The organism is Enterobacter sp. LU1, from assembly GCF_008271405.2.
Classification (GTDB): domain Bacteria; phylum Pseudomonadota; class Gammaproteobacteria; order Enterobacterales; family Enterobacteriaceae; genus Enterobacter; species Enterobacter hormaechei_C.
On the sequence record NZ_CP043438.2, the window covers coordinates 2,939,911 to 2,962,641 of the forward strand.

General features: G+C 56.4%; 20 protein-coding genes and 1 riboswitch. Of the genes, 12 read left to right on the forward strand and 8 right to left on the reverse strand.

Going from position 1 to position 22,731, the window contains the following annotated elements:
- Nucleotides 1–14 precede the first annotated feature (14 nt).
- The 3 genes from FZF21_RS14075 to dalD all read right to left on the reverse strand — a co-directional run bounded on the left by FZF21_RS14075 (nt 15) and on the right by dalD (nt 4,200).
- Complete coding sequence (locus tag FZF21_RS14075; RefSeq protein WP_017693074.1) at nt 15–1,292, reverse strand: RbtT/DalT/CsbX family MFS transporter; 1,278 nt, start codon at nt 1,290–1,292, stop codon at nt 15–17.
- 67 nt (nt 1,293–1,359) lie between these two features.
- On the reverse strand, nt 1,360–2,823 hold the full coding sequence (gene xylB, locus FZF21_RS14080) for a xylulokinase (RefSeq protein WP_015572354.1): 1,464 nt from the start codon (nt 2,821–2,823) through the stop codon (nt 1,360–1,362).
- A 9-nt stretch (nt 2,824–2,832) separates the two neighbouring features.
- A complete protein-coding gene (dalD, locus tag FZF21_RS14085; protein WP_047736603.1) occupies nt 2,833–4,200 on the reverse strand; it encodes a D-arabinitol 4-dehydrogenase in 1,368 nt (455 codons plus the stop codon).
- Nucleotides 4,201–4,411: 211 nt separating this feature from the next.
- Between dalD and FZF21_RS14090 the strand changes: the two genes are divergently transcribed.
- Complete coding sequence (locus FZF21_RS14090) at nt 4,412–5,359, forward strand: sugar-binding transcriptional regulator (RefSeq protein WP_023295033.1); 948 nt, start codon at nt 4,412–4,414, stop codon at nt 5,357–5,359.
- Here the strand turns inward: FZF21_RS14090 and FZF21_RS14095 are convergent.
- Nucleotides 5,356–6,387, reverse strand: a complete 1,032-nt coding sequence (locus FZF21_RS14095; protein WP_047736601.1) for a LacI family DNA-binding transcriptional regulator — start codon at nt 6,385–6,387, stop codon at nt 5,356–5,358. The two genes, FZF21_RS14090 and FZF21_RS14095, sit on opposite strands and share 4 nt — an antisense overlap.
- Nucleotides 6,388–6,549: 162 nt before the next feature.
- Between FZF21_RS14095 and FZF21_RS14100 the strand changes: the two genes are divergently transcribed.
- From FZF21_RS14100 to FZF21_RS14110, 3 genes are all read left to right on the forward strand, one after another.
- Complete coding sequence (locus tag FZF21_RS14100) at nt 6,550–7,299, forward strand: SDR family oxidoreductase (protein WP_017693070.1); 750 nt, start codon at nt 6,550–6,552, stop codon at nt 7,297–7,299.
- 11 nt (nt 7,300–7,310) lie between these two features.
- Complete coding sequence (locus FZF21_RS14105) at nt 7,311–8,918, forward strand: FGGY family pentulose kinase (protein ID WP_149121279.1); 1,608 nt, start codon at nt 7,311–7,313, stop codon at nt 8,916–8,918.
- 96 nt (nt 8,919–9,014) lie between these two features.
- The gene (locus FZF21_RS14110) at nt 9,015–10,322 is read left to right on the forward strand and encodes an RbtT/DalT/CsbX family MFS transporter (protein ID WP_063419072.1); all 1,308 of its coding nucleotides are present in this window, start codon (nt 9,015–9,017) and stop codon (nt 10,320–10,322) included.
- 54 nt (nt 10,323–10,376) lie between these two features.
- Here the strand turns inward: FZF21_RS14110 and fbaB are convergent, their stop codons facing one another.
- Nucleotides 10,377–11,429 carry a class I fructose-bisphosphate aldolase gene (gene fbaB / locus FZF21_RS14115; protein ID WP_047737397.1) on the reverse strand — a complete coding sequence of 351 codons (1,053 nt, stop codon included), beginning with the start codon at nt 11,427–11,429 and terminating at the stop codon, nt 10,377–10,379.
- A gap of 248 nt (nt 11,430–11,677) precedes the next feature.
- Between fbaB and FZF21_RS14120 the strand changes: the two genes are divergently transcribed.
- From FZF21_RS14120 to FZF21_RS14130, 3 genes are read left to right on the forward strand one after another with little or no spacing between them, the layout of a single operon-like run.
- Nucleotides 11,678–12,955, forward strand: coding sequence for a nucleoside permease (locus tag FZF21_RS14120; protein WP_003859236.1), 1,278 nt, complete (start codon nt 11,678–11,680; stop codon nt 12,953–12,955).
- Nucleotides 12,952–13,956: an ADP-ribosylglycohydrolase family protein gene (locus FZF21_RS14125; RefSeq protein WP_149121278.1), complete on the forward strand. Its 1,005-nt coding sequence runs from the start codon at nt 12,952–12,954 to the stop codon at nt 13,954–13,956. The genes FZF21_RS14120 and FZF21_RS14125 overlap by 4 nt, the downstream gene beginning before the upstream one ends.
- Entirely contained in the window at nt 13,953–14,906 is a 954-nt protein-coding gene (locus FZF21_RS14130; protein WP_116481195.1) for a PfkB family carbohydrate kinase, read from the forward strand. The genes FZF21_RS14125 and FZF21_RS14130 overlap by 4 nt, the downstream gene beginning before the upstream one ends.
- On the opposite strand, the gene FZF21_RS14135 is transcribed toward FZF21_RS14130, so the two are convergent.
- The 3 genes from FZF21_RS14135 to thiM are packed head-to-tail and all read right to left on the reverse strand — an operon-like array spanning nt 14,880 to nt 17,236.
- Nucleotides 14,880–15,626: a GntR family transcriptional regulator gene (locus FZF21_RS14135; protein WP_003859242.1), complete on the reverse strand. Its 747-nt coding sequence runs from the start codon at nt 15,624–15,626 to the stop codon at nt 14,880–14,882. The two genes, FZF21_RS14130 and FZF21_RS14135, sit on opposite strands and share 27 nt — an antisense overlap.
- 42 nt (nt 15,627–15,668) lie before the next feature.
- Nucleotides 15,669–16,469, reverse strand: coding sequence for a bifunctional hydroxymethylpyrimidine kinase/phosphomethylpyrimidine kinase (gene thiD / locus FZF21_RS14140; RefSeq protein ID WP_017383356.1), 801 nt, complete (start codon nt 16,467–16,469; stop codon nt 15,669–15,671).
- Nucleotides 16,466–17,236 (reverse strand): hydroxyethylthiazole kinase, encoded by a 771-nt coding sequence (thiM, locus tag FZF21_RS14145; protein WP_023295038.1) that lies wholly within the window; start codon nt 17,234–17,236, stop codon nt 16,466–16,468. The genes thiD and thiM overlap by 4 nt, the downstream gene beginning before the upstream one ends.
- A gap of 35 nt (nt 17,237–17,271) precedes the next feature.
- A riboswitch (TPP riboswitch) is annotated at nt 17,272–17,368 on the reverse strand.
- 616 nt (nt 17,369–17,984) lie between these two features.
- Between thiM and FZF21_RS14150 the strand changes: the two genes are divergently transcribed.
- The 5 genes from FZF21_RS14150 to FZF21_RS14170 all read left to right on the forward strand — a co-directional run bounded on the left by FZF21_RS14150 (nt 17,985) and on the right by FZF21_RS14170 (nt 22,717).
- Entirely contained in the window at nt 17,985–18,437 is a 453-nt protein-coding gene (locus FZF21_RS14150) for a hypothetical protein (RefSeq protein ID WP_063946227.1), read from the forward strand.
- A gap of 193 nt (nt 18,438–18,630) precedes the next feature.
- Nucleotides 18,631–18,915: a YadA C-terminal domain-containing protein gene (locus FZF21_RS14155; protein WP_032654241.1), complete on the forward strand. Its 285-nt coding sequence runs from the start codon at nt 18,631–18,633 to the stop codon at nt 18,913–18,915.
- 185 nt (nt 18,916–19,100) lie between these two features.
- Complete coding sequence (locus FZF21_RS14160) at nt 19,101–19,544, forward strand: hypothetical protein (protein ID WP_032654244.1); 444 nt, start codon at nt 19,101–19,103, stop codon at nt 19,542–19,544.
- 311 nt (nt 19,545–19,855) lie between these two features.
- A complete protein-coding gene (locus FZF21_RS14165) occupies nt 19,856–21,232 on the forward strand; it encodes a diaminobutyrate--2-oxoglutarate transaminase (RefSeq protein ID WP_015572345.1) in 1,377 nt (458 codons plus the stop codon).
- Nucleotides 21,233–21,250: 18 nt separating this feature from the next.
- Entirely contained in the window at nt 21,251–22,717 is a 1,467-nt protein-coding gene (locus FZF21_RS14170; protein WP_023304100.1) for an aspartate aminotransferase family protein, read from the forward strand.
- Nucleotides 22,718–22,731: the final 14 nt, after the last annotated feature.

A 22,731-nucleotide genomic window follows, 5' to 3' on the forward strand; every position in this document is an offset into this window, starting at 1 on the left:
CAGGCCTGAATAAATTACGAAATTCCGACCGTTTCACCCTTACAGGTTTCCTGACGAACAAACCCAGGCTGTTCAACCCGAATAAACGGACACAGGATAAAGGCCACGACATACAGCGCCGTGTAGGCAATGACCACGCCGAGCGTGCTGAACCAGGGCAGCAGCACCACGGCAATCGCCGGCGCAAGGAAGTTAGACAGGCCGGCTGACAGGTTATACACCGAAATCGCCGCCCCCTTGTGCCGCGGCTCCAGCGCCGGGAACACCGCCGCCATCGGTACGAAGGCCGCCACAAAAATCCCCAGCGCGATGGCCGGCACCAGTGCCATGGCAAAGTTATGCCCGAAGTGCTGCGGAATGTAGTAAAACGCCAGGCTCGAGAGCGCCATCCCGATGCAGCCAAACCAGCGCACCACCCGCATCCAGCCCATTTTTTCCGCCACCACGCCCCAGAAGACGTTCGAGAAGATGGTGGTGAAGAAGAATACTGCCCAGACCTGAAGCCACTCGGAGGTGGTGAAGCCCAGTTCGTCAACAAACATCATCGGCATGATGACGGCAAACCCGAACAGGGAGAGGGTGTTGATGATACGCACCATGCTGGAGAGCAGAATACTGCGGTTGGTGTAGAGCAGCGTCGCTGCACGGCCCAGCTCGGCGAATTTTTCCCGGGTGGAGAGAGTCTGCATATGCCGTGGCGTTTCCACCTTACGCATAGAGACCAGCGCAATGATCCCGCCGGTTACGCAGAATGCCAGCGCCAGCCACAGGGTGCCCATCTCCCCGATGTGCGGAATGGTAAAGCTAGGAATGTAGCTGCCGAACACGCCGATGCCGATAGAGTAAACCGCCCAGAACCAGCCCAGCGCCGCGCTGGTACTGTCGCTGCGAACGTTATGCACAATGGCGACGATAAAGGCATAGAGGAACAGCGGATAGGCCAGGCCGCGGATCCCGTAGAACAGCAGAATTAATGCGTAATTTGCCTGACCCAGACCAAAAACGAGAAACAGGACGTGGAAAACGCACCACAGGACGAAGCCAATCAGCATGGTTTTTTGCGGGGTGATGATTTCAGCCACCACGCCGGAAATCCATGCGGAGAGCGCCGCCGCGAGACCGTAGAGCGTGAAGGCGAAAGAGGCTTCAGCAGGCGTGAAGCCCAGCGCCTTAATATAGTGCGACAGGAATGCCAGCTCGAAACCATCGCCCGTCATAAAGACCGCGATAGCGATATACCCCCAGACCAGACTCAGGGGTAATCCCAGCCATTGTTTGTTATTTAACGACATATTGACCTCGTTTTTAGGGTACAGGGAACCGCTCCGGCAGCATCACCGGAGGGTCTTTGCCACAGAATTATGGGTTTCGGTAGTTCAGGTCGTTTTGGTAAAGCGCGTTAAACTGCTGGTAACGCGTCATCAGCGCACGGTGGCGCGCCGGATCGCTGCGCCAGGTTTTATAGACTTCAGGTTTTTCGCACACGGAAGCCAGCGGCTTACCGGCTGCGAGACAGGCCAGCCGTGCAGCCCCCAGCGCACCGCCGGTTTCGCCGCCCTTATGCGTCACCACCGGCATCGCCAGAATATCGGCCAGCAGCTGGGCCCAGAAGGGGCTCCGCGCCCCGCCGCCGACGAGGGAGCACTGTTCAATCTGCGTGCCGCTCTCCTGCAACACGCGAAGGCCATCGGCAATACCGAAGCTGACGCCTTCCAGCACCGCATACCCCATCAGCGCACGCTGGCTGGAGTGCGTTAGCCCCCAGAACATGCCCCGTGCACAGGGATCGTTATGCGGCGTACGTTCCCCGGAAAGGTACGGCAGGAACATCGGCGCGCTCGCTTTCTCCGCATCGCTTAGCTGGGCGATCTCCTCAAGCAATGCCAGCTCCGTGACGCCCACCAGACGGCAAAACCACTGTAGACAACTGGCGGCGCTTAACATCACGCTCATCTGATGCCACAGGTTTGGCAGCACGTGACAGAACGCGTGCACGGCAGACTGGGGTGCCGGACGGTAGGCATCTGTGACCACAAACAGCACGCCGGAGGTGCCCAGCGAAATAAACGCATCGCCCGGCGAAACGGCCCCAACCCCTATCGCGCTGACGGCGTTATCTCCCCCGCCGCCGGCAACGATAACCGAGGGGTTCAGACCCCACCGCTGCGCTACCGCAGGTTCGAGTAGCGCCGAGACCTCACACCCTTCCACCAGCGCAGGCATGGCGGCACGCGACAGCCCACATTTTTCCAGCAGTGCATCCGACCAGTCTCGTTTTCCCACATCCAGCCACAGCGTCCCTGCCGAGTCCGACATATCAGAGATTTTTTTTCCGGTCATTTTGAAGCGCAGATAATCCTTCGGCAGCAGCACGGTGGCGAGACGGCTGAAGTTCTGCGGCTCATGACGGCGCACCCAGAGCAGCTTTGGTGCCGTAAACCCCGGCATTGCCAGGTTCCCCGCCACCTGGTGCAGCTCGGGCGCCATCTCTTCCAGCTCTGCGCACTCCTGCGCGCAGCGGGTGTCATTCCACAGGATGGCCGGACGCAGGGGTTCACCCGCGGCATCCAGCAGTACCGCACCGTGCATCTGTCCGGAAAGGCCAATGGCTTTTATCGCCTGCCAGTGGTGGCCGCACTTCTCCCGGAGGGTGGCAATCAGGTATTCGGTTGCCTCCCACCAGGCTTCCGGCGATTGTTCAGACCAGTGCGGCTTCGGACGCTGTATCGTCAGCGGCGCGCTATGGGTGGCGACAACGCCGTTGTTTTCGTCAATGACCAGCGCCTTTACTTCTGATGTGCCAAGATCGATGCCCAGATACATACCCACCTCTCACTTAATCAGCGCGTAGACGTCAGCGATTTTTTCACGCAGAAGCGCGGCAAAATCTTCCCGGCCGGTCAGATCGCCAAACAGGGCGGTATCGCTGGCATATCGGGCTATCGGATCGTCCGATTCGAACATCGCATGTACCGCAGAGGCGTTGAGGATACCGTCCTGGTATTCATATGGCAGCTTGCCGTGATGCCACTGCTCCATATAGACGTAGAACAGCGCAGGCAGCATAGCGGTAGCGTCAGGACGTACGCCGCGCTGGTAACATTCACGCAGCGTTGGGGCGATCATCGCCGGGATCTTCGAAAACCCGTCGGCCGCGACGCGCTGGTTGGTGTCCTGAATCCAGGGGTTGGTAAAACGCTTAAGCACTACGTCGCGGTAGGCTGGCAGATCGATGCCATTATCTCCCAGGCAGGGAATGACATCTTCCGTCACGTAGCGGTCGGCAATCTTGTAGATAAACTCTGTCAGCGTGCTTTCATGGATATACTGCTGCCCGACCAGAGTACCCGCCCAGGCGATACAGCTATGGGAGGCATTGAGGATGCGGATCTTCGCCTCTTCATAAGGGATGACGGATCCCACCAGCTCCACGCCCACCGTTTCCAGCGCGGGACGAACGTCGCGGAAATTGTCTTCAATCACCCACTGAATAAAGCGTTCCCCCATAACCGGGGCGTTATCGTCTATGCCCGTCCGGGCCTTAATGCGCGCCGGGAGATCGGCCGCCGGACGCGGTGTGATGCGATCCACCATGGTATTCGGACAGGTCGCATTAGCGCTCAGCCAGTCGATGACCCTCTGTTTGCCGCTGAGGGTTAAGAATTCAATCAACCCGTAGTGGAAGCGCTCGCCGTTATGCCGCACGTTGTCACAGTTAAGCAAGGTTACCGGACCCGCTCCGTTCGCCATACGCGCTTCGAGGATGCGGGCAATTGTCCCGTAGATGGTTTTACAGCCGCCCTTAATATCGCTCGCCAGATCGGCATTGGCCACATCCAGCCTGTGGCTGGTATCCAGATAGTAGCCCCCCTCCGTCACGGTAAACGCGATGACCCGAGTCTGCGGGTTCGCCCCTTCGGCAATCAGCGGCTGCAAATCCGCCTGCCACGGGATCAGCGTCTGAATCGAGGCGATCTCTTCATAGTCTCTCTCGCCTTCCGGGCTGACGGTCTCCAGTACATATCGCCCCTTCTGCGCGGCCAGCGCCTGCACCACATGTTCAGCATCGTTGCGTATGTTGCCCGCAGCGATGTGCCAGCGCGTATCGCCGCCGGCAATCAGGCGGTGCAGATACCACGCCTGATGCGCACGATGAAAAGACCCCAGTCCAATATGTAGCCATGTGTATTTCTCGGTCATTGTTCTGTTCTCCAGTGAGGTTATGGCTGAACTGTAGATGATCATTTGATTAAAATAAGAGCTACAGATCACAAAAGAACAAATGACCATTCAAATAACAAATGACCAGTAAAGAGCAAACCGCTTGCCTCAGCGCGGAGCACCCGCCAGAATGACAGACAATTGTTGTGGGTGTTGACCGCCCTCAACCCCACTCTTGAGGCAGGGAAACGTGAGCAAAGAAGATGACATCAGGCTCGATCAAAAAGTGCGGGCGGCATGGATGTATTACATCGCCGGGCTTAATCAAAGCGAAATTGCCAGCCAGCTCGGCACATCAAGACCGGTGGTGCAGCGGCTGATTGCCGCCGCGAAAGAGGAAGGCATTGTCTCGATTGGGCTTCATCATCCTGTCGCTAACTGCCTCGATTATGCGCAACTTCTCGCGGAAAAATATCACCTGACCCACTGCAACATTGTGCCCGTCTACCGCAATGAAAGCGCGCTGGATAGCGTGACGTTTGGCTGTTATCAGCTGATGGCCCGCTACCTGCAAGGTGATAAACCCACGGTTGTCGGAATTGGCTCCGGACTGACGCTAAAAAAAACCATCAAGCGTATCGATTTTGACAGCCACAACACCCGCTGTGTCGCCCTGATCAGCGCCATGAACGAGCACGGGCAATGTAACTATTACGATGATGTGCCGTTGCTGCTGGCGCGTAAAATTCAGGGAAAATATTACCAGTGGCCGGCGCCGCGCTATGCTCAGTCCAGCGAGGAGCATGAGATGTGGTGCTCAAACCGCCTGTTCCGTAACGTCTGCGCCGTGGCGGATGCGGCCGATGTGATTTTTGTCGGCATCGGGGCGCTGGGCAGGCAGAGCCCTATCTTCAAAGACGGGTTTATCGATGAGGCACAGCTGGAAGAGTTGACCCAGCGCGGTGGCGTTGGCGAAATACTCGGACGCTTTATCGATGCCGACGGCAACGTCATCGACAGCCAGATTAATCGCTTTATTACCAGCTACGATATTCGCCAGAGCCAGTGTCCACGTATTGCGGCCGCCTGCGGCGAGGATAAACGCCCGGCGATCCTTGCCGCCCTCAAAGGCGGCTGGGTAAACGGTCTGGTGACGGATGAACAGACCGCGCGCTGGCTGCTGACGCGTCAGGGCTAGCCCTTGACGCTCTGGCTGCCAATCAGTTCCGGTGGGATCTCAATACGCCTGACCGAGGTATCACCGGAATCGAGAATTTCAAATACCTTCTCCAGCATCGCCGGGACGTCCTGGCGCACCATGTCAATATCATGTCCCAGCAGAGAGACAAATGGGTCCCAGTCAAAACAACCCATCGGCGGCTGATTTTGGCCGGTCTGCCCGTATTGGGCCAGCCAACGTACCACCCCCTCCAGCGAAATGGTCGAATTGACAAACAGCCCCTTTAGCGCCGTCGATGGCGACGGGAAGGTGGCTCTGAGCTGCTCCTCCACGCGCGATGACGAGTATCCTGTGACCAGCAGCTGCTGTTCCGGAACGGTCAGCCCATGGGCCTGATGGGCATCAAGGAACCCGCGCAGGCGCTCTGCGGTGTTGTTATCACTCCGGCGTCCGCCCACGAAGGTCAGCGGAGCCAGCGAACCAAACCGTTTAAAGCTGCTGGCGAGGATCCGCTCTGTCAGCATCTTCGCGCCGCCGTAGTTATCCGAAATGATAGAGGGCGCCAGGGTACCCGGCAGATCAAGATTTAGCGTAGGTACGCCCGCCTGATGACAGAGTTCAGCAATTTTGTCCGGGTGTGTCGCCCCCGTGGCAATGACCCAGTCAACCTGCCAGGAGAGCATGGCACGGGCGGCATCCAGCTCGAGTTCCGGCTGTCGGCGTGTGCAGGTAATAATCGGCAACAGCCCTCTGGCACGCGCCATCTCTTCGAATTTTTCCGCTATAGAGCCGAAATAGCGGTTGTCATATTTCGGCACAATCATGCCGATAACGTTCGATTTCTTGCTGCGCAGCAGGCTTGCCTGACGGTTAACCGCGTAGCCCTGCTCTTGTGCAATGCGGGTTACCTTCTCTGCCAGGCTGGCGCTGATGCGGCGTTTCTTCCAGTTGCCATTCAAAATAGCACTCACCGCGCTGGCAGAAACGCCGGTGAGTTCCGCCAGATCGTAAATGGTCGTTTTCTTCGTTTTCTCAACGCGCGTCACAAAATCGCCTCTTCATTTTGAATGTCTCTTGCTGGAGAAATAAGCAAGTGCTAGATCTGCTTCATCGATTGAGCAGTTTGCTTCACGCGTCAGTCAGAACCCCCGTTCTTCACGCGAAAGCAGACACACCCTAAAAATCATCTCTGCATAAAGGATTATAAAATGAATCACTCTGTCCCCTCCATGAATAGTTCCCTTCAGGGCAAAGTCGCTGCTATCACTGGCGCCGCCTCAGGTATTGGCCTGGAGTGTGCAAAAACGCTGCTCGGCGCTGGCGCTAAGGTGGTGTTAATCGACCGGGAAGGCGAAAAGCTTCAGCGCCTTGTCGCCGAGCTGGGCGAGAACGCGTTTGCCCTGCAAATCGATCTGTTCAAACCCGAGCAAGTCGACGCGATGCTGAGCGACATTGTCGGCCTCGCCGGCGGCCTGGATATTTTTCACGCCAATGCAGGCGCCTACATCGGCGGGCCGGTTGCTGAAGGCGACCCGGACGTCTGGGATCGCGTACTGAACCTGAATATCAACGCCGCTTTCCGCTGCGTTCGCGCCGTACTGCCGCATATGATTGCGCAGAAGTCAGGCGATATTATCTTCACCAGCTCCATTGCGGGCGTGGTGCCGGTTATCTGGGAGCCGATCTACACCGCGTCCAAATTTGCCGTTCAGGCGTTCGTGCATACCACCCGTCGTCAGGTCGCGGAACATGGCGTACGCGTCGGAGCCGTTCTGCCTGGGCCGGTAGTGACGGCTCTGCTCGACGACTGGCCGCAGGCCAAAATGGATGAAGCGCTGGCAAACGGCAGCCTGATGCAGCCGATTGAAGTCGCAGAATCGGTGTTGTTCATGGTGACCCGTTCGAAGAACGTTACCGTCCGGGATCTGGTGATTCTGCCTAACAGCGTCGATCTTTAAGGGCCGCAAGGATGAAGAGTACACCAGAAACCGTTATCGGCGTAGACGTCGGCTCCGGCAGCGTCCGCGCGGGCATTTTCGATCTCAGCGGCAGGCTGCTTTCCCACGCGACGCAGAAAATTGCCACCGTGCACCGCAGCGGAAGCCGCGTGGAGCAGTCCAGCGCCGAGATCTGGCAGGCCGTTTGCCGCTGCATCCGCGAGGCGCTGGCGCACTCCGGGACGACTCCGCAGAGCGTTGCCGGCATCGGGTTTGACGCCACCTGCTCGCTGGTGGTGTTGGACGACGACGGCGAACCGCTGGCGGTCAGCCCTGACGGTGAAGCGGAAAACAATATCATCGTCTGGATGGATCACCGTGCGACAGACCAGGCGGAGCGCATCAACGCCACCCATCATCCGGTGCTGGACTACGTTGGCGGGAAAATATCGCCCGAAATGGAGACGCCCAAGCTGCTGTGGCTGAAAGAAAACCACCGAGAGGTCTACGATCGCGCCTGGCAATTTTTCGATTTGGCCGATTTCCTGACCTGGCGCGCGACCGGCGATGTCACCCGTTCCATCTGTACCGTAACCTGTAAATGGACGTGGCTGGCCCATGAGAATCGCTGGGACCCGGACTATTTCCGCACCGTTGGCCTGGACGAGCTGGCCGGAGAAGATTTTGTCCGCATAGGGCAGCATATTGCCGCCCCCGGCACCCCTTGCGGCGAGGGCTTAACGGAGCAGGCCGCGCGTGAGATGGGCTTGCTGCCAGGCACGCCGGTGGCGGTAGGGTTAATTGATGCCCACGCTGGCGGCATCGGGACGTTGGGCGTTGGCGGCGGCGCGCTGAACAATCTCGCGTATGTTTTTGGCACCTCATCGTGCACCATGACCAGCGCCGAGAGCGCCGTTTTTGTGCCCGGCGTCTGGGGGCCTTATTTTAGCGCGATGGTACCTGGGCTGTGGCTGATTGAGGGCGGACAAAGCGCCGCGGGTGCCGCTATCGATCGGTTATTAAGTTTCCATCCTGCCGCACCGCAAGCGCGCCAGCTGGCACAGGAGTCAGACCTGCCGCTGCCGGTTTACCTGGCGGACCGGCTTTTACAGACCTTCGCCACCGCCTCAGAGGCGGTGAACCTGGCAGCAGGACTGCACGTGGTACCCGAATTTCTGGGTAACCGCGCGCCCTTTGCCGATCCCCATGCGCGGGCCACGATCTGCGGGCTGGGCATGGAGAACGATATCAATAACCTGATGGCACTGTATGTGGCCGGTCTGTGTGGTATCGGTTACGGTTTGCGACAAATCATTGACGCCCAGCGTGAATGCGGCGTACAGACCGAAAATATCGTTATCAGCGGCGGCGCGGGCCAGCACCCTTTCGTTCGCCAGCTGCTGGCAGATACCTGCGGGCTGCCGGTGTTAGCGACCCAATGCAGCGAACCGGTATTACTGGGTTCGGCCATTCTCGGGGCGGTGGCGGGAAATATAGCGCCTTCAGTGACCGATGCCATGAAACAATTTACCCACGTGGATAAATATTTCTATCCGCAAGCGAACTATCAGTCCCTTCATCTGCGTCGATACGAGGCTTATAAGCAGTTACAACAGACTGCGACAGTAATCAGAGAATAAATACACGTCAGTATATTTAGAGAAAAAGACAATAAGAAAACTCACGCCGGAATATTTCCGGTGTGGGCTTACCTGTACGCTACAAACGAGGTCAATATGTCCGAAATAAATAAACAGTGGCTGGGATTGCCGCTGAACCTGCTATGGGGATATCTGGCGATCGCGGTCTTTATGACGGGTGACGGTTTCGAGCTGGCATTCCTGTCGCACTATATTAAATCACTGGGCTTCACGCCTGCTGAAGCCTCTTTCGCCTTCACGCTTTACGGTCTCGCGGCGGCGCTCTCCGCGTGGATCTCCGGCGTGGTGGCTGAAATCATCACCCCGCAAAAAACCATGCTGATTGGCTTCGTCCTGTGGTGCGTTTTCCACGTCCTGTTTCTCGTTTTTGGTCTGGGTCAGGCAAATTACGCATTAATTCTGCTGTTCTACGGGATCCGCGGCCTGGCCTATCCGCTGTTCCTCTATGCCTTTATCGTCGCCATTGTGCATAACGTTCGCAGCGACAGTACCAGCGCGGCGCTGGGCTGGTTCTGGGCGGTTTACTCTATCGGCATCGGCGTGTTCGGCAGCTACATTCCTAGCTTTACCATTCCGCACATCGGGGAGATGGGCACCCTGTGGCTGGCGCTGGCATTCTGCGTAACCGGCGGGATCATTGCGCTGGTCTCTATGCGTAAGGTGGAAACGCCACGGCATATGCAGACTCTCTCCACCCGGGAAAAATTCGCCGAGCTGGGCCGTGCAGCGACGCTGCTCTACACCAACCGCAGTATTCTGCTCTCCAGCATGGTGCGTATCATCAACACCCTCTCCCTGTTCGGGTTTGCCGTCATCATGCCGATGATGTTTGTTGACGAACTGGGCTTCACCACCTCCGAGTGGCTTCAGGTCTGGGCGGTATTCTTCTTCACCACCATCTTCTCGAACGTCTTCTGGGGCGTGGTGGCGGAAAAAATGGGCTGGATGCGGGTGGTGCGCTGGTTTGGCTGCATCGGGATGGCGCTCTCGAGCCTGGCGTTTTACTACATTCCGCAGCACTTCGGGCATAACTTTGCCATGGCGCTGGTCCCGGCCATCGCGCTGGGGATTTTTGTGGCGGCCTTCGTACCGATGGCGGCGGTGTTCCCGGCGCTGGAGCCGCGGCACAAGGGGGCGGCGATTTCGGTGTATAACCTGTCAGCCGGTCTGTCTAACTTCCTTGCGCCGGCGATTGCCGTGGTGCTGCTGCCCTGGTTCAGCACGCTCGGCGTGGTCATCGCCTATACGGTGCTTTATCTGCTGGCTTTTGTTCTGTGTGCCTTTATCCGCGTCACGCAGCCGGGCTTAGAAAAAGCAAATAGCAGCAAGAGAGGGATGGCGGGTCTGCTGAATACTCCTCATCCTGAAACGCTGAAGGAGTAAGCGAGAGAACTTTCCTGCCGGGTCACGCTTATCCCGGCAGGAAGATGCGTGCGATTAGGCAATCGTCACTTTATTGTCCAGATAGACATCCTGAACCGCATTAATCAGCTTCACGCCGTCGGCCATGGATTTTTTAAACGCTTTGCGGCCCAGGATCAGCCCCATTCCGCCGGCGCGTTTGTTAATCACCGCCGTGCGCACCGCGTCGGTCAGATCGGTTTCACCGCCTGCTGCACCGCCGGAGTTAATCAGCCCGGCGCGGCCCATGTAGCAGTTAGCCAGCTGGTAGCGCACCAGATCGATAGGGTTGTCGCTGGTCAGCTTGCTGTAGACGCGGTCGTCGGTATAGCCAAAGTTCACCGCTTTATACCCGCCGTTATTCTCGGCCATTTTCTGTTTCACGATGTCCGCGCCGATGGTTGCCGCCAGGTGATTTGCCTGACCGGTCAGATCCGCTGATACGTGGTAATCCACGCCGTCTTTCTTAAACGCGTTGTTACGCAGATAGGCCCACAATACGGTCACCATCCCCAGCTTGTGCGCGCGCTCAAACGCGGCAGAGATCTCTTCTATCTGCCGACGCGACTGCTCAGAGCCAAAATAGATAGTCGCCCCGACCGCTACCGCACCCATGTTGAACGCCTGTTCGACGCTGGCGTACAGTGTCTGGTCGTATTCGGTTGGGTAGCTCAGGGTTTCGTTGTGATTCAGCTTGACGAGGAATGGAATGCGGTGAGCATAGCGGCGGGAAACGGAGGCCAGCACGCCATACGTCGATGCCACACAGTTACAGCCCGCTTCAATCGCCAGCTCGACAATGTTTTTCGGGTCAAAGTAGAGCGGGTTAGCAGCAAACGACGCTCCCGCCGAGTGCTCTACGCCCTGGTCAACGGGCAGAATGGAGAGATAGCCGGTCCCGCCCAGACGACCGGTATTGTAAAGCGTCTGCATGTTTCGCAGTACGGCAGGCGGACGGTTGTTGTCGACCATGACGCGGTCTACGTAATCATGGCCAGGCAGATAAAGCTGGTCGGCTGGAATGGTCATACAACGATGCTGTAAAAGGCTGTCGGCGTCTTTGCCAAGCAGTTGCGCAATATCAGTCATAGTGATGCTCCCGTAAGTCCGACATGATGTCGGAGCGTGTGATCCAAGCCCACGTTTTTGCAGGCAGACTAAGCCTGGTACCGACTTAACCTATTTTCCACCATTTGCAACTTTTTTAAGCACAATCTGCTGGCTCGTTTCGTGTACAACATTTTTGTTACACTGATCAAACAATCGCCTTAAAGGTATTTAAAAGGTATTATCACATGGTATGTTACATGCGTACCTCTGACATGCAGGATTAAAAAATGAAAACGAAAGTCCAACTGTCATTCATGATGTTCGTTGAATGGTTTATCTGGGGCGCATGGTTTGTGCCGCTGTGGCTGTGGCTGAGTAAGAGCGGGTTTACCGCCGGGGAAATTGGCTGGTCGTACGCCTGTACCGCGATTGCCGCGATCCTCTCTCCCATCCTTGTCGGCTCGCTGACGGACCGTTTCTTCGCCGCCCAGAAAGTGCTGGCCGTGCTGATGTTCGCTGGCGCGATTCTGATGTATTTCGCAGCACAGCAAACCCAGTTCAGCACCTTCTTCCCGCTGCTGCTGGCCTACTCCCTGACCTATATGCCGACCATCGCGCTGACCAACAGCATCGCCTTTGCGAACGTCGATGACGTGGAGGCTGATTTCCCGCGCATCCGCGTGATGGGCACCATCGGCTGGATTGCCTCCGGCCTGGCGTGCGGCTTCCTGCCGCAGATGATGGGCTATAGCGACATCTCTGACACCAATATCCCGCTGCTGATGACCGCTGCCAGCTCCCTTCTGCTTGGCGTCTTCGCGCTGTTCCTGCCGAATACCCCGCCGAAGAGTACCGGCAAGCTGGATTTCAAAGTGATGCTGGGGCTGGATGCGCTGATCCTGCTGCGCGATAAAAACTTCCTGGTGTTCTTCTTCTGCTCGTTCCTGTTCGCCATGCCGCTGGCCTTCTACTATATCTTTGCCAACGGCTATCTCACCGAAGTGGGGATGAAAAACGCCACCGGCTGGATGACCCTCGGCCAGTTCTCTGAAATCTTCTTCATGCTCGCTCTGCCATTCTTTACCAAACGCTTTGGTATTAAGAAGGTCTTGCTGCTGGGCCTGATCACCGCCGCCATTCGCTACGGTTTCTTTGTTTACGGCGGCGCCGAGCAATACTTCACCTACGCCCTGCTGTTCCTCGGCATTCTGCTGCACGGCGTAAGCTATGACTTCTATTACGTCACCGCGTACATCTACGTGGATAAAAAAGCGCCCGTGCACATGCGCAACGCGGCGCAGGGCTTGATCACGCTGTGCTGTCAGGGCTTTGGTAGCCTGCTGGGTTACCGTCTCGGCGGCGTGATGATGGAAAAAATGTTCGCATATAAAGAGCCGGTGAATGGGCTGACCTTCAACTGGGCCGGAATGTGGACGTTTGGTGCAATCATGATTGTGGTGATTGCCGTGCTGTTTATGCTGTTTTTCCGCGAATCGGATAAAGAGATCACCGCAATTGAGGTGGTTGATGGCGATACCGCGCTGACACGAGGGGAAGTTAAATGAAACAAGACCGTATTCTCGGTGCTCTTTACGGGCAGGCGTTAGGGGATGCGATGGGGATGCCGTCGGAGCTGTGGCCGCGCAAGCGGGTGAAAGCGCACTTCGGCTGGATCGACCGTTTCTTACCCGGCCCGGCTGAGAATAATGCCGCCTGTTACTTTAAGCAGGCCGAATTTACGGATGATACGTCGATGGCGCTGTGCCTGGCCGACGCGATTATCGAATGCGACGGGGAAATTAACCCTGACGTTATCGGTAAGCATATTCTGGACTGGGCGCTGGATTTTGACGCGTTCAATAAGAATGTGCTCGGCCCGACCTCCAAAATTGCCCTGAACGCCATCCGTGACGGCAAGCCGGTGAGCCAGCAGGAAAACAACGGCGTTACCAACGGGGCGGCGATGCGCGCCTCCCCGCTGGGATGCCTCCTGCCAGCCACGCGTCTGGCGCACTTTGTGGAACAGGTTGCGTTAGCCTCCAGCCCGACCCATAAATCGGATCTCGCCATCGCCGGTGCGGTGGTGATCGCCTGGGCGGTTTCACGCGCTATCGACGGCGAGCGCTGGCATCACATCGCCGATGCCCTGCCGGGTATTGCCCGTGCGGCGCAGGAGGCGAACACGACCACCTTCAGCGCATCGCTTTCCGCTCGTATTGAGCTGGCCCTGAAAACCGTGCGCGAAGCCAACGGTACCGAGTCCGCCAGCGAGCAGATCTATCAGCTTATTGGCGCGGGCACGAGCACCCTTGAGTCCGTTCCGGCGGCGATTGCGATGGTCGAACTCGCGGGTACCGATCCGAACCGCTGCGCGGTGTTATGCGCCAACCTGGGCGGTGATACTGACACTATCGGCGCGATGGCAACGGCCATCTGCGGCGCGCTGCACGGTGTACAGGCCATTGATCCGGCACTCAAAAACGAACTTGATGCCGTAAACCGGCTCGATTTCGGCCACTACTGCGAAAAACTGCTGCACTTCCGGGAGCAAAGGGAGGGCGTATGAGTGCTTTTGCCCGCCGTCTCGAAACCCTTCACGCCACGCGCCCCGTAACGGTACTCGGCGCGGCGGTCATCGACGTGATTGCCGACGCCTACGCCCTGCCCTGGCGCGGGTGTGATATCGAGCTGAAGCAACAGGGAGTGAATATTGGCGGCTGCGCGCTGAATATCGCCATCGCCCTGAAGCGGCTCGGCATTGCTGCGCAAAACGCCCTTCCCGTCGGCCACGGCGTGTGGGCCGATATTATCCGTAACGCCATGGCGAAGCAGGATCTGCACAGCGCCGTGGAAGCGGAAACGGGCGATAACGGCTGGTGCCTGGCGCTGGTGGAGCCTGACGGTGAACGGACCTTTATGTCGTTTAGCGGCGTGGAGAACCAGTGGCAGCAGCGCTGGCTGGACGGGTTAAGCGTGCCGGCAGGGAGCCTGATCTCTTTGTCCGGCTACCAGCTGGCGTCCCCCAGCGGTGAGCTGCTGACGGCCTGGCTGGAAAGTCTTCAGGATGCGACGCTCTTTATCGATTTCGGTCCGCGCATCGCGGATATTCCCGACCCGCTGATGGCGCGGATCATGGCCTGCAAACCAATCGTCTCGCTCAATCGTCAGGAGGCGGAACTTGCCGCCGAATGGCTTGGCGTAAACGTGGAAGAGCTCGGCACACGGTGGCAGCAGAGGTTTGGCGCTGCGCTGATCGTACGCCATGATAAAGACGGGGCGGTCTGGTACGACGGTGACGCTTCCGGACACGTTCCGGCGTTTCCTGCTACCGTGGTCGATACCATCGGCGCGGGTGACAGCCATGCGGGAGGTACCCTTGCCGGGCTGTCCGCGGGATGGTCACTGCCAGAGGCGGTGCAGCTTGGCAATGCCGTAGCCGCCTGGGTAGTCAGCCATCGCGGTGGCGACTGCGCCCCCACGCGCGAGGCCCTACTCCTCGCACACAAAGACGTATAGGTCGCTGCGGCAGTAGCTGATGCTGTACTCAATTGGCCGGTGCTGTTGATCGAGCGCGACTTGCTTGATCACCAGCACCGGTATCTTATCGTCCATCTTGATATGCGCCTGAAACTCGCTGTCCGGCATCCGGGCGCTGACGCGGGAACGGGTGCGCTGCGGAAAGATATTCTGGCTGCGGAAGTAATCGTAAAGCGAGACGCCGATGTCGTCCGGATTGGGGATTAATCCTACCGGTACCCAGGACTCCTCTATTGATACCGCATCGTCATCCACGTAGCGGATGCGCTTAAGCAGAAATACATCGCTGTCCGGCGCAAGGGAAAGGTGGCGGGCGATCTCCTCCGGACATTTCACGACGCGTTTATTAACCCACAGCGTGTTGGGCGTTTTGCCCCGCAGCACCACCTGCTGAGAAAACCCGCGCGCCTCTTTTAGCGAATATTCAAAGATATTGTTGATTTGCGTACCGTATCCACGCGCGCGGGTGACGACGCCGGCCTCTTCCAGCGCCTGCATCGCTTTACGCACCGTAATGCGCGACACACCGGCCAGCTGGCTCAGATCGCGCTCGCCCGGCAAAATATTACCGTGCGCGAGCACGCCGCTGCGTACCGCGTTTTTAACCGTTTCGGCAAATTTCAGGTACAACGGCGTGTTGTCCGGTGCGGCAATTCGTTCCTTGAGTTGAGCAATTAACCGGGTATGCGCTTGTTCCATCTCTGTTTTTCTCTGGCATAAGGTTTTATGCCAGTATACGGCTTACCACCATGCATGAAAATGGTGAACCGGCCCAATACCGTGACCCACTTCCAGAGAATCGGCTTTTGCCAGCGCGCACGAGAGCCAGATCTTCGCCTCCTGCACCGTATCCGCCCAGTTCGCGTTTCGGGGACGCAGCGCCGCCAGCGCCGCCGAGAGCGTACATCCCGTGCCGTGGGTGTTTTTGGTCTGTACCCGCGGGGCGGTGAAACGTTGAGCGCCATCGCGGGTGAAGAGCCAGTCCGGGCTTTCTGCATCATCAAGATGACCGCCTTTCATCAGCACCGCGCTGCATCCCATCGCCAGCAGCGCATTGCCCTGCTCTTTCATCTCACGTTCGTTTTGCGCGTGTGACGCATCCAGCAGCGCGGCGGCTTCAGGGAGGTTTGGCGTGATCAGCGCCACCTGCGGCAGCAGCTTTTTACGCAGGGTGTCGACGGCAGAGGCGGAGAGCAACGGATCGCCGCTTTTGGCCAGCATCACGGTATCGAGCACCACGTTTTTTATCTGATAACGTTTGAGACGTTCAGCGACCGCTTCAACAATGTCCGCCTCTGCAAGCATGCCGATTTTGGTGGTGTCGATGCGTACATCGCTGAATACCGAATCCAGCTGTGCGGCGACAAAATCCGGCTCAATACGATATACCGACTGTACACCGCGCGTGTTTTGCGCCACCAGCGCGGTGATAACCGAGCATCCGTAAGCGCCGAGCGCAGAGAAGGTTTTCAGGTCTGCCTGGATCCCCGCTCCGCCGCTGGGATCGGTTCCCGCAATAGTCAGGGCATTAATGCGTGTCATACCAGCTCCTCCAGCGCGTAAAGCGCATCCAGAAACGCCGGGGCAAAGCTGCCGGGGCCCCGGCTGTGAGTCAGTGCAGCTGCCCCTGCGCGCTTCATAAAGCCGCAGGCTGCCGTCGCATTATCAAGCCTGTCGCCAGGCAGCGAACAGCAGGCGGCGACGACCGCCGAGAGCGCACAGCCTGTTCCCACCACGCGGGTCATCAGCGGGTCGCCGCCCGCGACCGTACGGGTTCGCTGACCATCAGTGATGTGATCCACTTCTCCTGTGACGACCACAACGGCGTGGGTCTGGCGGGCGAGCGTCTGCGCAGCGGTCAACGCGCTCGCCGCCGTATCGGTGGAATCAACCCCGCGCCCGCCCGCACTCATTCCGGCAAGGGCGAGGATTTCGGAGGCGTTTCCACGAATGGCCGCAGGTTTGAGGGACAATATTTGCTGGCAAAATCGGGTGCGATACGCCAGCGCGCCAACCGCAACCGGATCCAGAACCCAGGGCGTACCCGCGGCTACCGCGCTCTCAATGGCCCGACGCATCGACTGGGCGCGCGGCGCGGTGAGTGTTCCCACGTTGATGAGCAGAGCATCGGCAAGCGCGGCAAACTGTTCCGCTTCCTCGGCTTCGATCACCATTGCCGGGGAAGCACCCAGCGCGAGCAAAACGTTGGCGGTGAAGGTCTGCACGACATCGTTGGTCATACAGTGCGTGAGCGGGGAACGGGTTCGGAATTGATGTAAAACGTGTGAATCGAGCAGGTCAGGCTGCATGGTTTCGCTCCTGCCGTGCGTGAAGAAGCGATGACCGGGCAGGCATCTGACTTCCCTACGCTGGCATTATCCAGATCAGGTAATACGGGTATTTCTCAGCCTTCACAAAGAAGGGCACCCCGAGTCAAATTACTTATAAAACAGCTATTTACGAAATAGCAATTCGTAGTCATGTAGTGTAACCGGGGGGTAACCCGGGTGCAAGGGGTTTTGGGCTGTCCGTTAATCCCCTGTAACGAACAATAAACGACAAGATATTAACTACCCTCTATATGTATACATTATTGTTCAGTTAATTATCCCGCCAGATTTGTTAAGAACACATGAAAAATATTATTTACTCACTGTGCTGAGAAATATTATTTTTATCCATAATGACGCACCGGGAGTGCTTTTATAAGACAGCCCACCTTCTTTCGTATGAAATAAACCCACATATTAATGTAAACATTTATTTTGCAGAATTTTATCTCTGTCAAACACTTAATTTAACTCTCTCATTTACCACCTCATTTTCACCTTAATGTTTACATTAATAACAACCGCAAAATGACTTTTACGCCGTCGGAACTATTCATAATATTTATGACTTAGATCAACATCATTGGTTTGCGTTTAATTGATAGTTTACTCGCGTTACTAAATAAGATTTAGACAACGTTCACCCGTTTTTTAAATCCACAAAACAAAGCGATTCAGCTTCAGTATTTTTCGACAATTAATGATGTGAGCTTTTCAAATGAAATCTATGAATAAAACCTTTATTGCTATTTTTGTAATGGGCGTTGTCTTAGCGGGTACAATGAGCCAGGCTGAAGCCGCGAATACGGTTTGGGACGATCAGCAAATCACTAATATTGTAAATGACCATCAGGATCAGATTGCACAAAACAACGCTGATAGCATTAACCGTGATATCGCAACGGATAACCGCTTAACGCAGGTTAATGACGACCTTCAGTCCACAAAACCAGGCGTGTTAGTCGTGGATAAAATGGCTAACGACGCACATCAGAAAGCGTTGCTTGTCGATACCGCCAGTCTGAAAAGTGAGACGGCCCTACAGGGTGTAGCGACTAACGGCACAGCCATTATCAACCTTCAACACGTCGATAATATTCAGGATAGCCGCCTTACTGCTCTCGAAAATGCACCTAAACCCATCAACGGTACAGATGGAGCGAAAGGTGATAAAGGGTGATACTGGCGCACAAGGCATTGCGGGAAGAAATGGGCGCGACGGTGTAGACGGTCATAACGGTAAAGATGGTGTGACAACCACCATAACACAACGATAGCTGGATACGGCTACCCAGGCGAAGGTCGCTAAAAATAGCCTGGCTGTTACCGCCGCCACGCAGGATCTGCAAGCCACCAGGCAGACATTACTGGCAATGAATACTAACACCAGCCAGCAATTTAAATCTCTGCGTGATGAAGTGGACAATAATAAGAAGCAGGCCAATGCCGGTATTTCAGGGGCGATGGCGGGTTTGCCACAAGTGCAAACCAATCAACGCGTCATGTTCTCTGCTGGCGGCGCGACTTACAACGGCGAGAGCGCGCTTGCTGTCGGTGCATCCGTTAACTTTAATTCCCATGTCATCGCGAAAGTGAGCTTCTCAGATGATACCGCGAATAATATGGGCGCTTCGGTTGGGATTGGAATGGGCTTTTAAAGCGTAAAACAATCATCGGGACAAATATAAAGCCTCATTTTAGCGGATGAGCATTTCGTTGATACAAAAAGATGTCTAAATATATTTTTATTTCGGTAGCCCTGTATCTGATGCTGATTTCGGTCGGGATCTGGATCGGCGTGATGTATGTCTCCTGGTATTTGTGTCGTTTTTAAGGCGGTAAAATGAAAAAAGTAATGATGTTCGTTATAGGTACTGCGGTGCTTGCAGGTTGTGTCTCGCCTGCGCACGCCATAAACGCCCATTATCGCGCTCAATTAGAGCGTTCGGGATGCACGCAAATGAGCGCTGGCGATGGCTCTTGTGATATCAGCAAAACCAAAGCGGAAAACGCGGCACAACACGAACCAGCGACATCCATTCACGATCCCCTGCGTGAAGCCTCGTTCTCGTCGGACACGGTTAACGCCACGCTTTCTAACGGCTTTTTTAGCGCCACCGTTAACGGCAAGAAAGCCAGCGTTAAACGCCTGAATGCGAATTTCTATGAGATCCGTGGTAATGGTTTTGTGATATCGCTAAGCCTGGATGAAAACGGTATTACGGACGCGTCGTGGAATAAAACGAAGGGACGCGAACACGGTATTTTACGCGTTAGCCAGAAATAAACAGCGTAAGGAGGCTCACTGCCTCCTTTTCACCTGACAATCGCACGATTTGTCACACTCTTTTGTCTGATTTTACAATGCGGATAAATCATACGTAAGCTACTGTTTTTATTTAGCATAAAGTGCAATCTCCCCCATACAAACGGCGTTCTTCCCTGCCCTGTGCCCTGTGTCACAAAACAGTAAGCAAATTAACCATTGAGCCCGGTGACAAAAGGCTCTATATTGGCGGCGTTTTTTTCAGGCCCCATCTGTTTTTTAACTTTTTATTCAATCGTTGCTCATAACGAAGCGGCGGTTGTAGGAGTGATATGATGACGGATAAAGTCCGTATTGACACCGTAGATGCCCACAAAAGCAACGAAACCTATCTGGCCCGTCAGGCCGAATTTGAATCTAACGTCAGGAGTTATCCGCGCAAATTGCCTTTAGCGATTACGAAAGCAGAAGGCGTGTGGATCACCGATGCAGATAATAAAGAATACCTTGACTGTTTAGCAGGCGCAGGCACCCTCGCGCTTGGACACAATCATCCTGATGTGCTGAAAAGCATCCAAAATGTCATTACCAGCGGCTTGCCGTTACATACCCTGGATCTGACCACGCCGTTGAAAGACGCGTTTTCAGAATACCTGCTCTCTCTGTTGCCTGGTCAGGGCAAAGAGTACTGCCTGCAATTCACTGGCCCGTCCGGGGCTGACGCCGTTGAAGCGGCGCTGAAGCTGGCGAAAAAAGTGACCGGTCGTAGCGGTATCATCAGTTTCTCTGGTGGTTACCACGGTATGACCCACGGCGCACTGTCCGTCACCGGCAACCTGTCTCCGAAAGAAGCGGTTGACGGTATGATGCCAGAAGTCCAGTTCATGCCTTACCCACACGAGTACCGTTGCCCACTGGGTATCGGTGGTGAAGCGGGCGTGAAGGCGCTGACCTACTACTTCGAAAATCTGATTAACGACGTCGAAAGCGGCGTGCGTAAACCTGCCGCGGTGATCCTCGAAGCCGTTCAGGGTGAAGGTGGCGTGAACCCGGCGCCTGTTGAGTGGTTGCAGCGCATCCGTAAAGTCACTCAGGAACACGGTATCCTGCTGATCCTCGACGAAGTCCAGGCTGGCTTTGCCCGTACCGGTAAATTCTTTGCCTTCGAACACGCTGGCATTGAGCCAGACATCATCGTGATGTCTAAAGCAGTCGGTGGCGGTCTGCCGCTGGCCGTGCTCGGTATCAAAAAGCAGTTCGATGCATGGGCGCCAGGTCACCATACCGGTACTTTCCGCGGCAACCAGCTGGCGATGGCTACCGGTCTGACCACGCTGAAGATCCTGAAAGACCAGAACATCGCGGGCAAAGTAGCTGCACAGGGCGAATGGCTGAAAGGCCAGCTGAAAGAGATGGCGAAACGCTATCCGGTGATCGGCCACGTTCGCGGTCTGGGCATGATGATCGGTATTGAAATCGTTAAGCCACATGAAGCCGCCGATCACATGGGTTGCTTCCCGGGCGATGGCGAGCTGTCTGCACTGATCCAGAAGAAATGCTTCGAAGCCGGCCTGATTCTGGAGCGTGGCGGCCGTAACGGTATCGTTCTGCGTCTGCTGCCTTCTCTGCTGATCAGCGATGACGAGCTGAAAGTCTTCCTGGATAAATTCGAGCAGGCACTGCTTGCTGCGGGCGTTAGCCCGGCGTAACCGGAGTTGTTGAATACGATGTCTGATTCAAACCCAATTTTGTTCTCCTCTGCGCAGAGCATTGAAGCTTACCAGCAGGCGATTGAACAAAGCACTCAGGCTGTGATGCAGTGGCTGAAACAGCCTGAGATGTACCAGGGCAAAACGGTCGCGGAGCTGCGCGACCGTATTAAGCTGGATTTCAACCCGAAAGGGCTGGGCAACGAAGCGGCGATCGAACGCGCCGTGGAGTTCTTCCTGAAAGACAGTTTGTCCGTTCATCACCCGCAGTGTGTGGCGCACCTGCACTGCCCAAGCCTGGTGGTTAGCCAGGCGGCGGAAGTGCTGATCAACGCCACTAACCAGAGTATGGACTCCTGGGATCAAAGCCCGTCCGCAACCATCATTGAGATCAAACTGATCGAATGGCTGCGTACCCGCGTGGGTTATCAGGCTGGCGACGCAGGCGTCTTCACCAGCGGCGGCACCCAGAGTAACCTGATGGGGCTGATGCTGGCGCGTGACGCGTTCTTTGCGCGTCAGGGCCACTCGGTTCAGCAGGACGGTCTGACAGGCGATCTGCGTAAGATCCGCGTGCTGTGTTCGGAAAATGCCCACTTCTCCGTGCAGAAAAACATGGCGCTGATGGGTCTGGGCTACCAGTCCGTGGTGCAGGTGAAAACTGACGAATTCTCCCGCATGGATCTCACCGATCTGGCGGCGAAAATCGAACAGTGCAACGCGAACGGCGAGCAGATCCTGGCGATTGTGGCCACGGCCGGTACGACCGATGCGGGTGCTATCGATCCGCTGCGTGCTATTGCTGAGCTGGCTGCGAAACAGAATATCTGGGTGCACGTTGATGCGGCCTGGGGCGGCGCGCTGCTGATGTCCGAGCAGTATCGTCACTACCTGGACGGTATCGAGCTGGTGGATTCCGTCACCCTGGACTTCCACAAGCAGTTCTTCCAGACCATCAGCTGCGGTGCGTTCCTGCTGAAAGAAGCGCGTCACTATGAACTGATGCGCTATCAGGCGGCCTATCTGAACTCTGAGTTCGATGAAGAAGCGGGTGTACCTAACCTGGTCTCCAAATCTCTGCAAACCACGCGCCGTTTCGACGCGCTGAAACTGTGGATGAGCCTGGAAGCGCTGGGTCAGGAGCAATACGCGGCAATCATCGATCACGGCGTGACGCTGGCACAGCAGGTTGCGGCTTACGTGAAAGAGCAGTCTGCTCTGGAACTGGTGATGCAACCCCAGCTGGCAAGCGTGCTGTTCCGATTCCGTCCGCAGGCGCAGATGGATGACGCCGGTATTGCCCTGCTGAACCAGAAAATTGGCGATGCGCTGCTGGAGTCTGGCCGTGCAAACGTCGGTGTGACCGAGCATAACGGTATCACCTGCCTGAAGCTGACCCTGCTGAACCCAACCGTGACGCTGGAGGACGTAAAAATCCTGCTGTCTCTGGTTGAGCGTACCGCGCAGGAAGTGATGGCGAAGTAATGCTTATCCCTCTC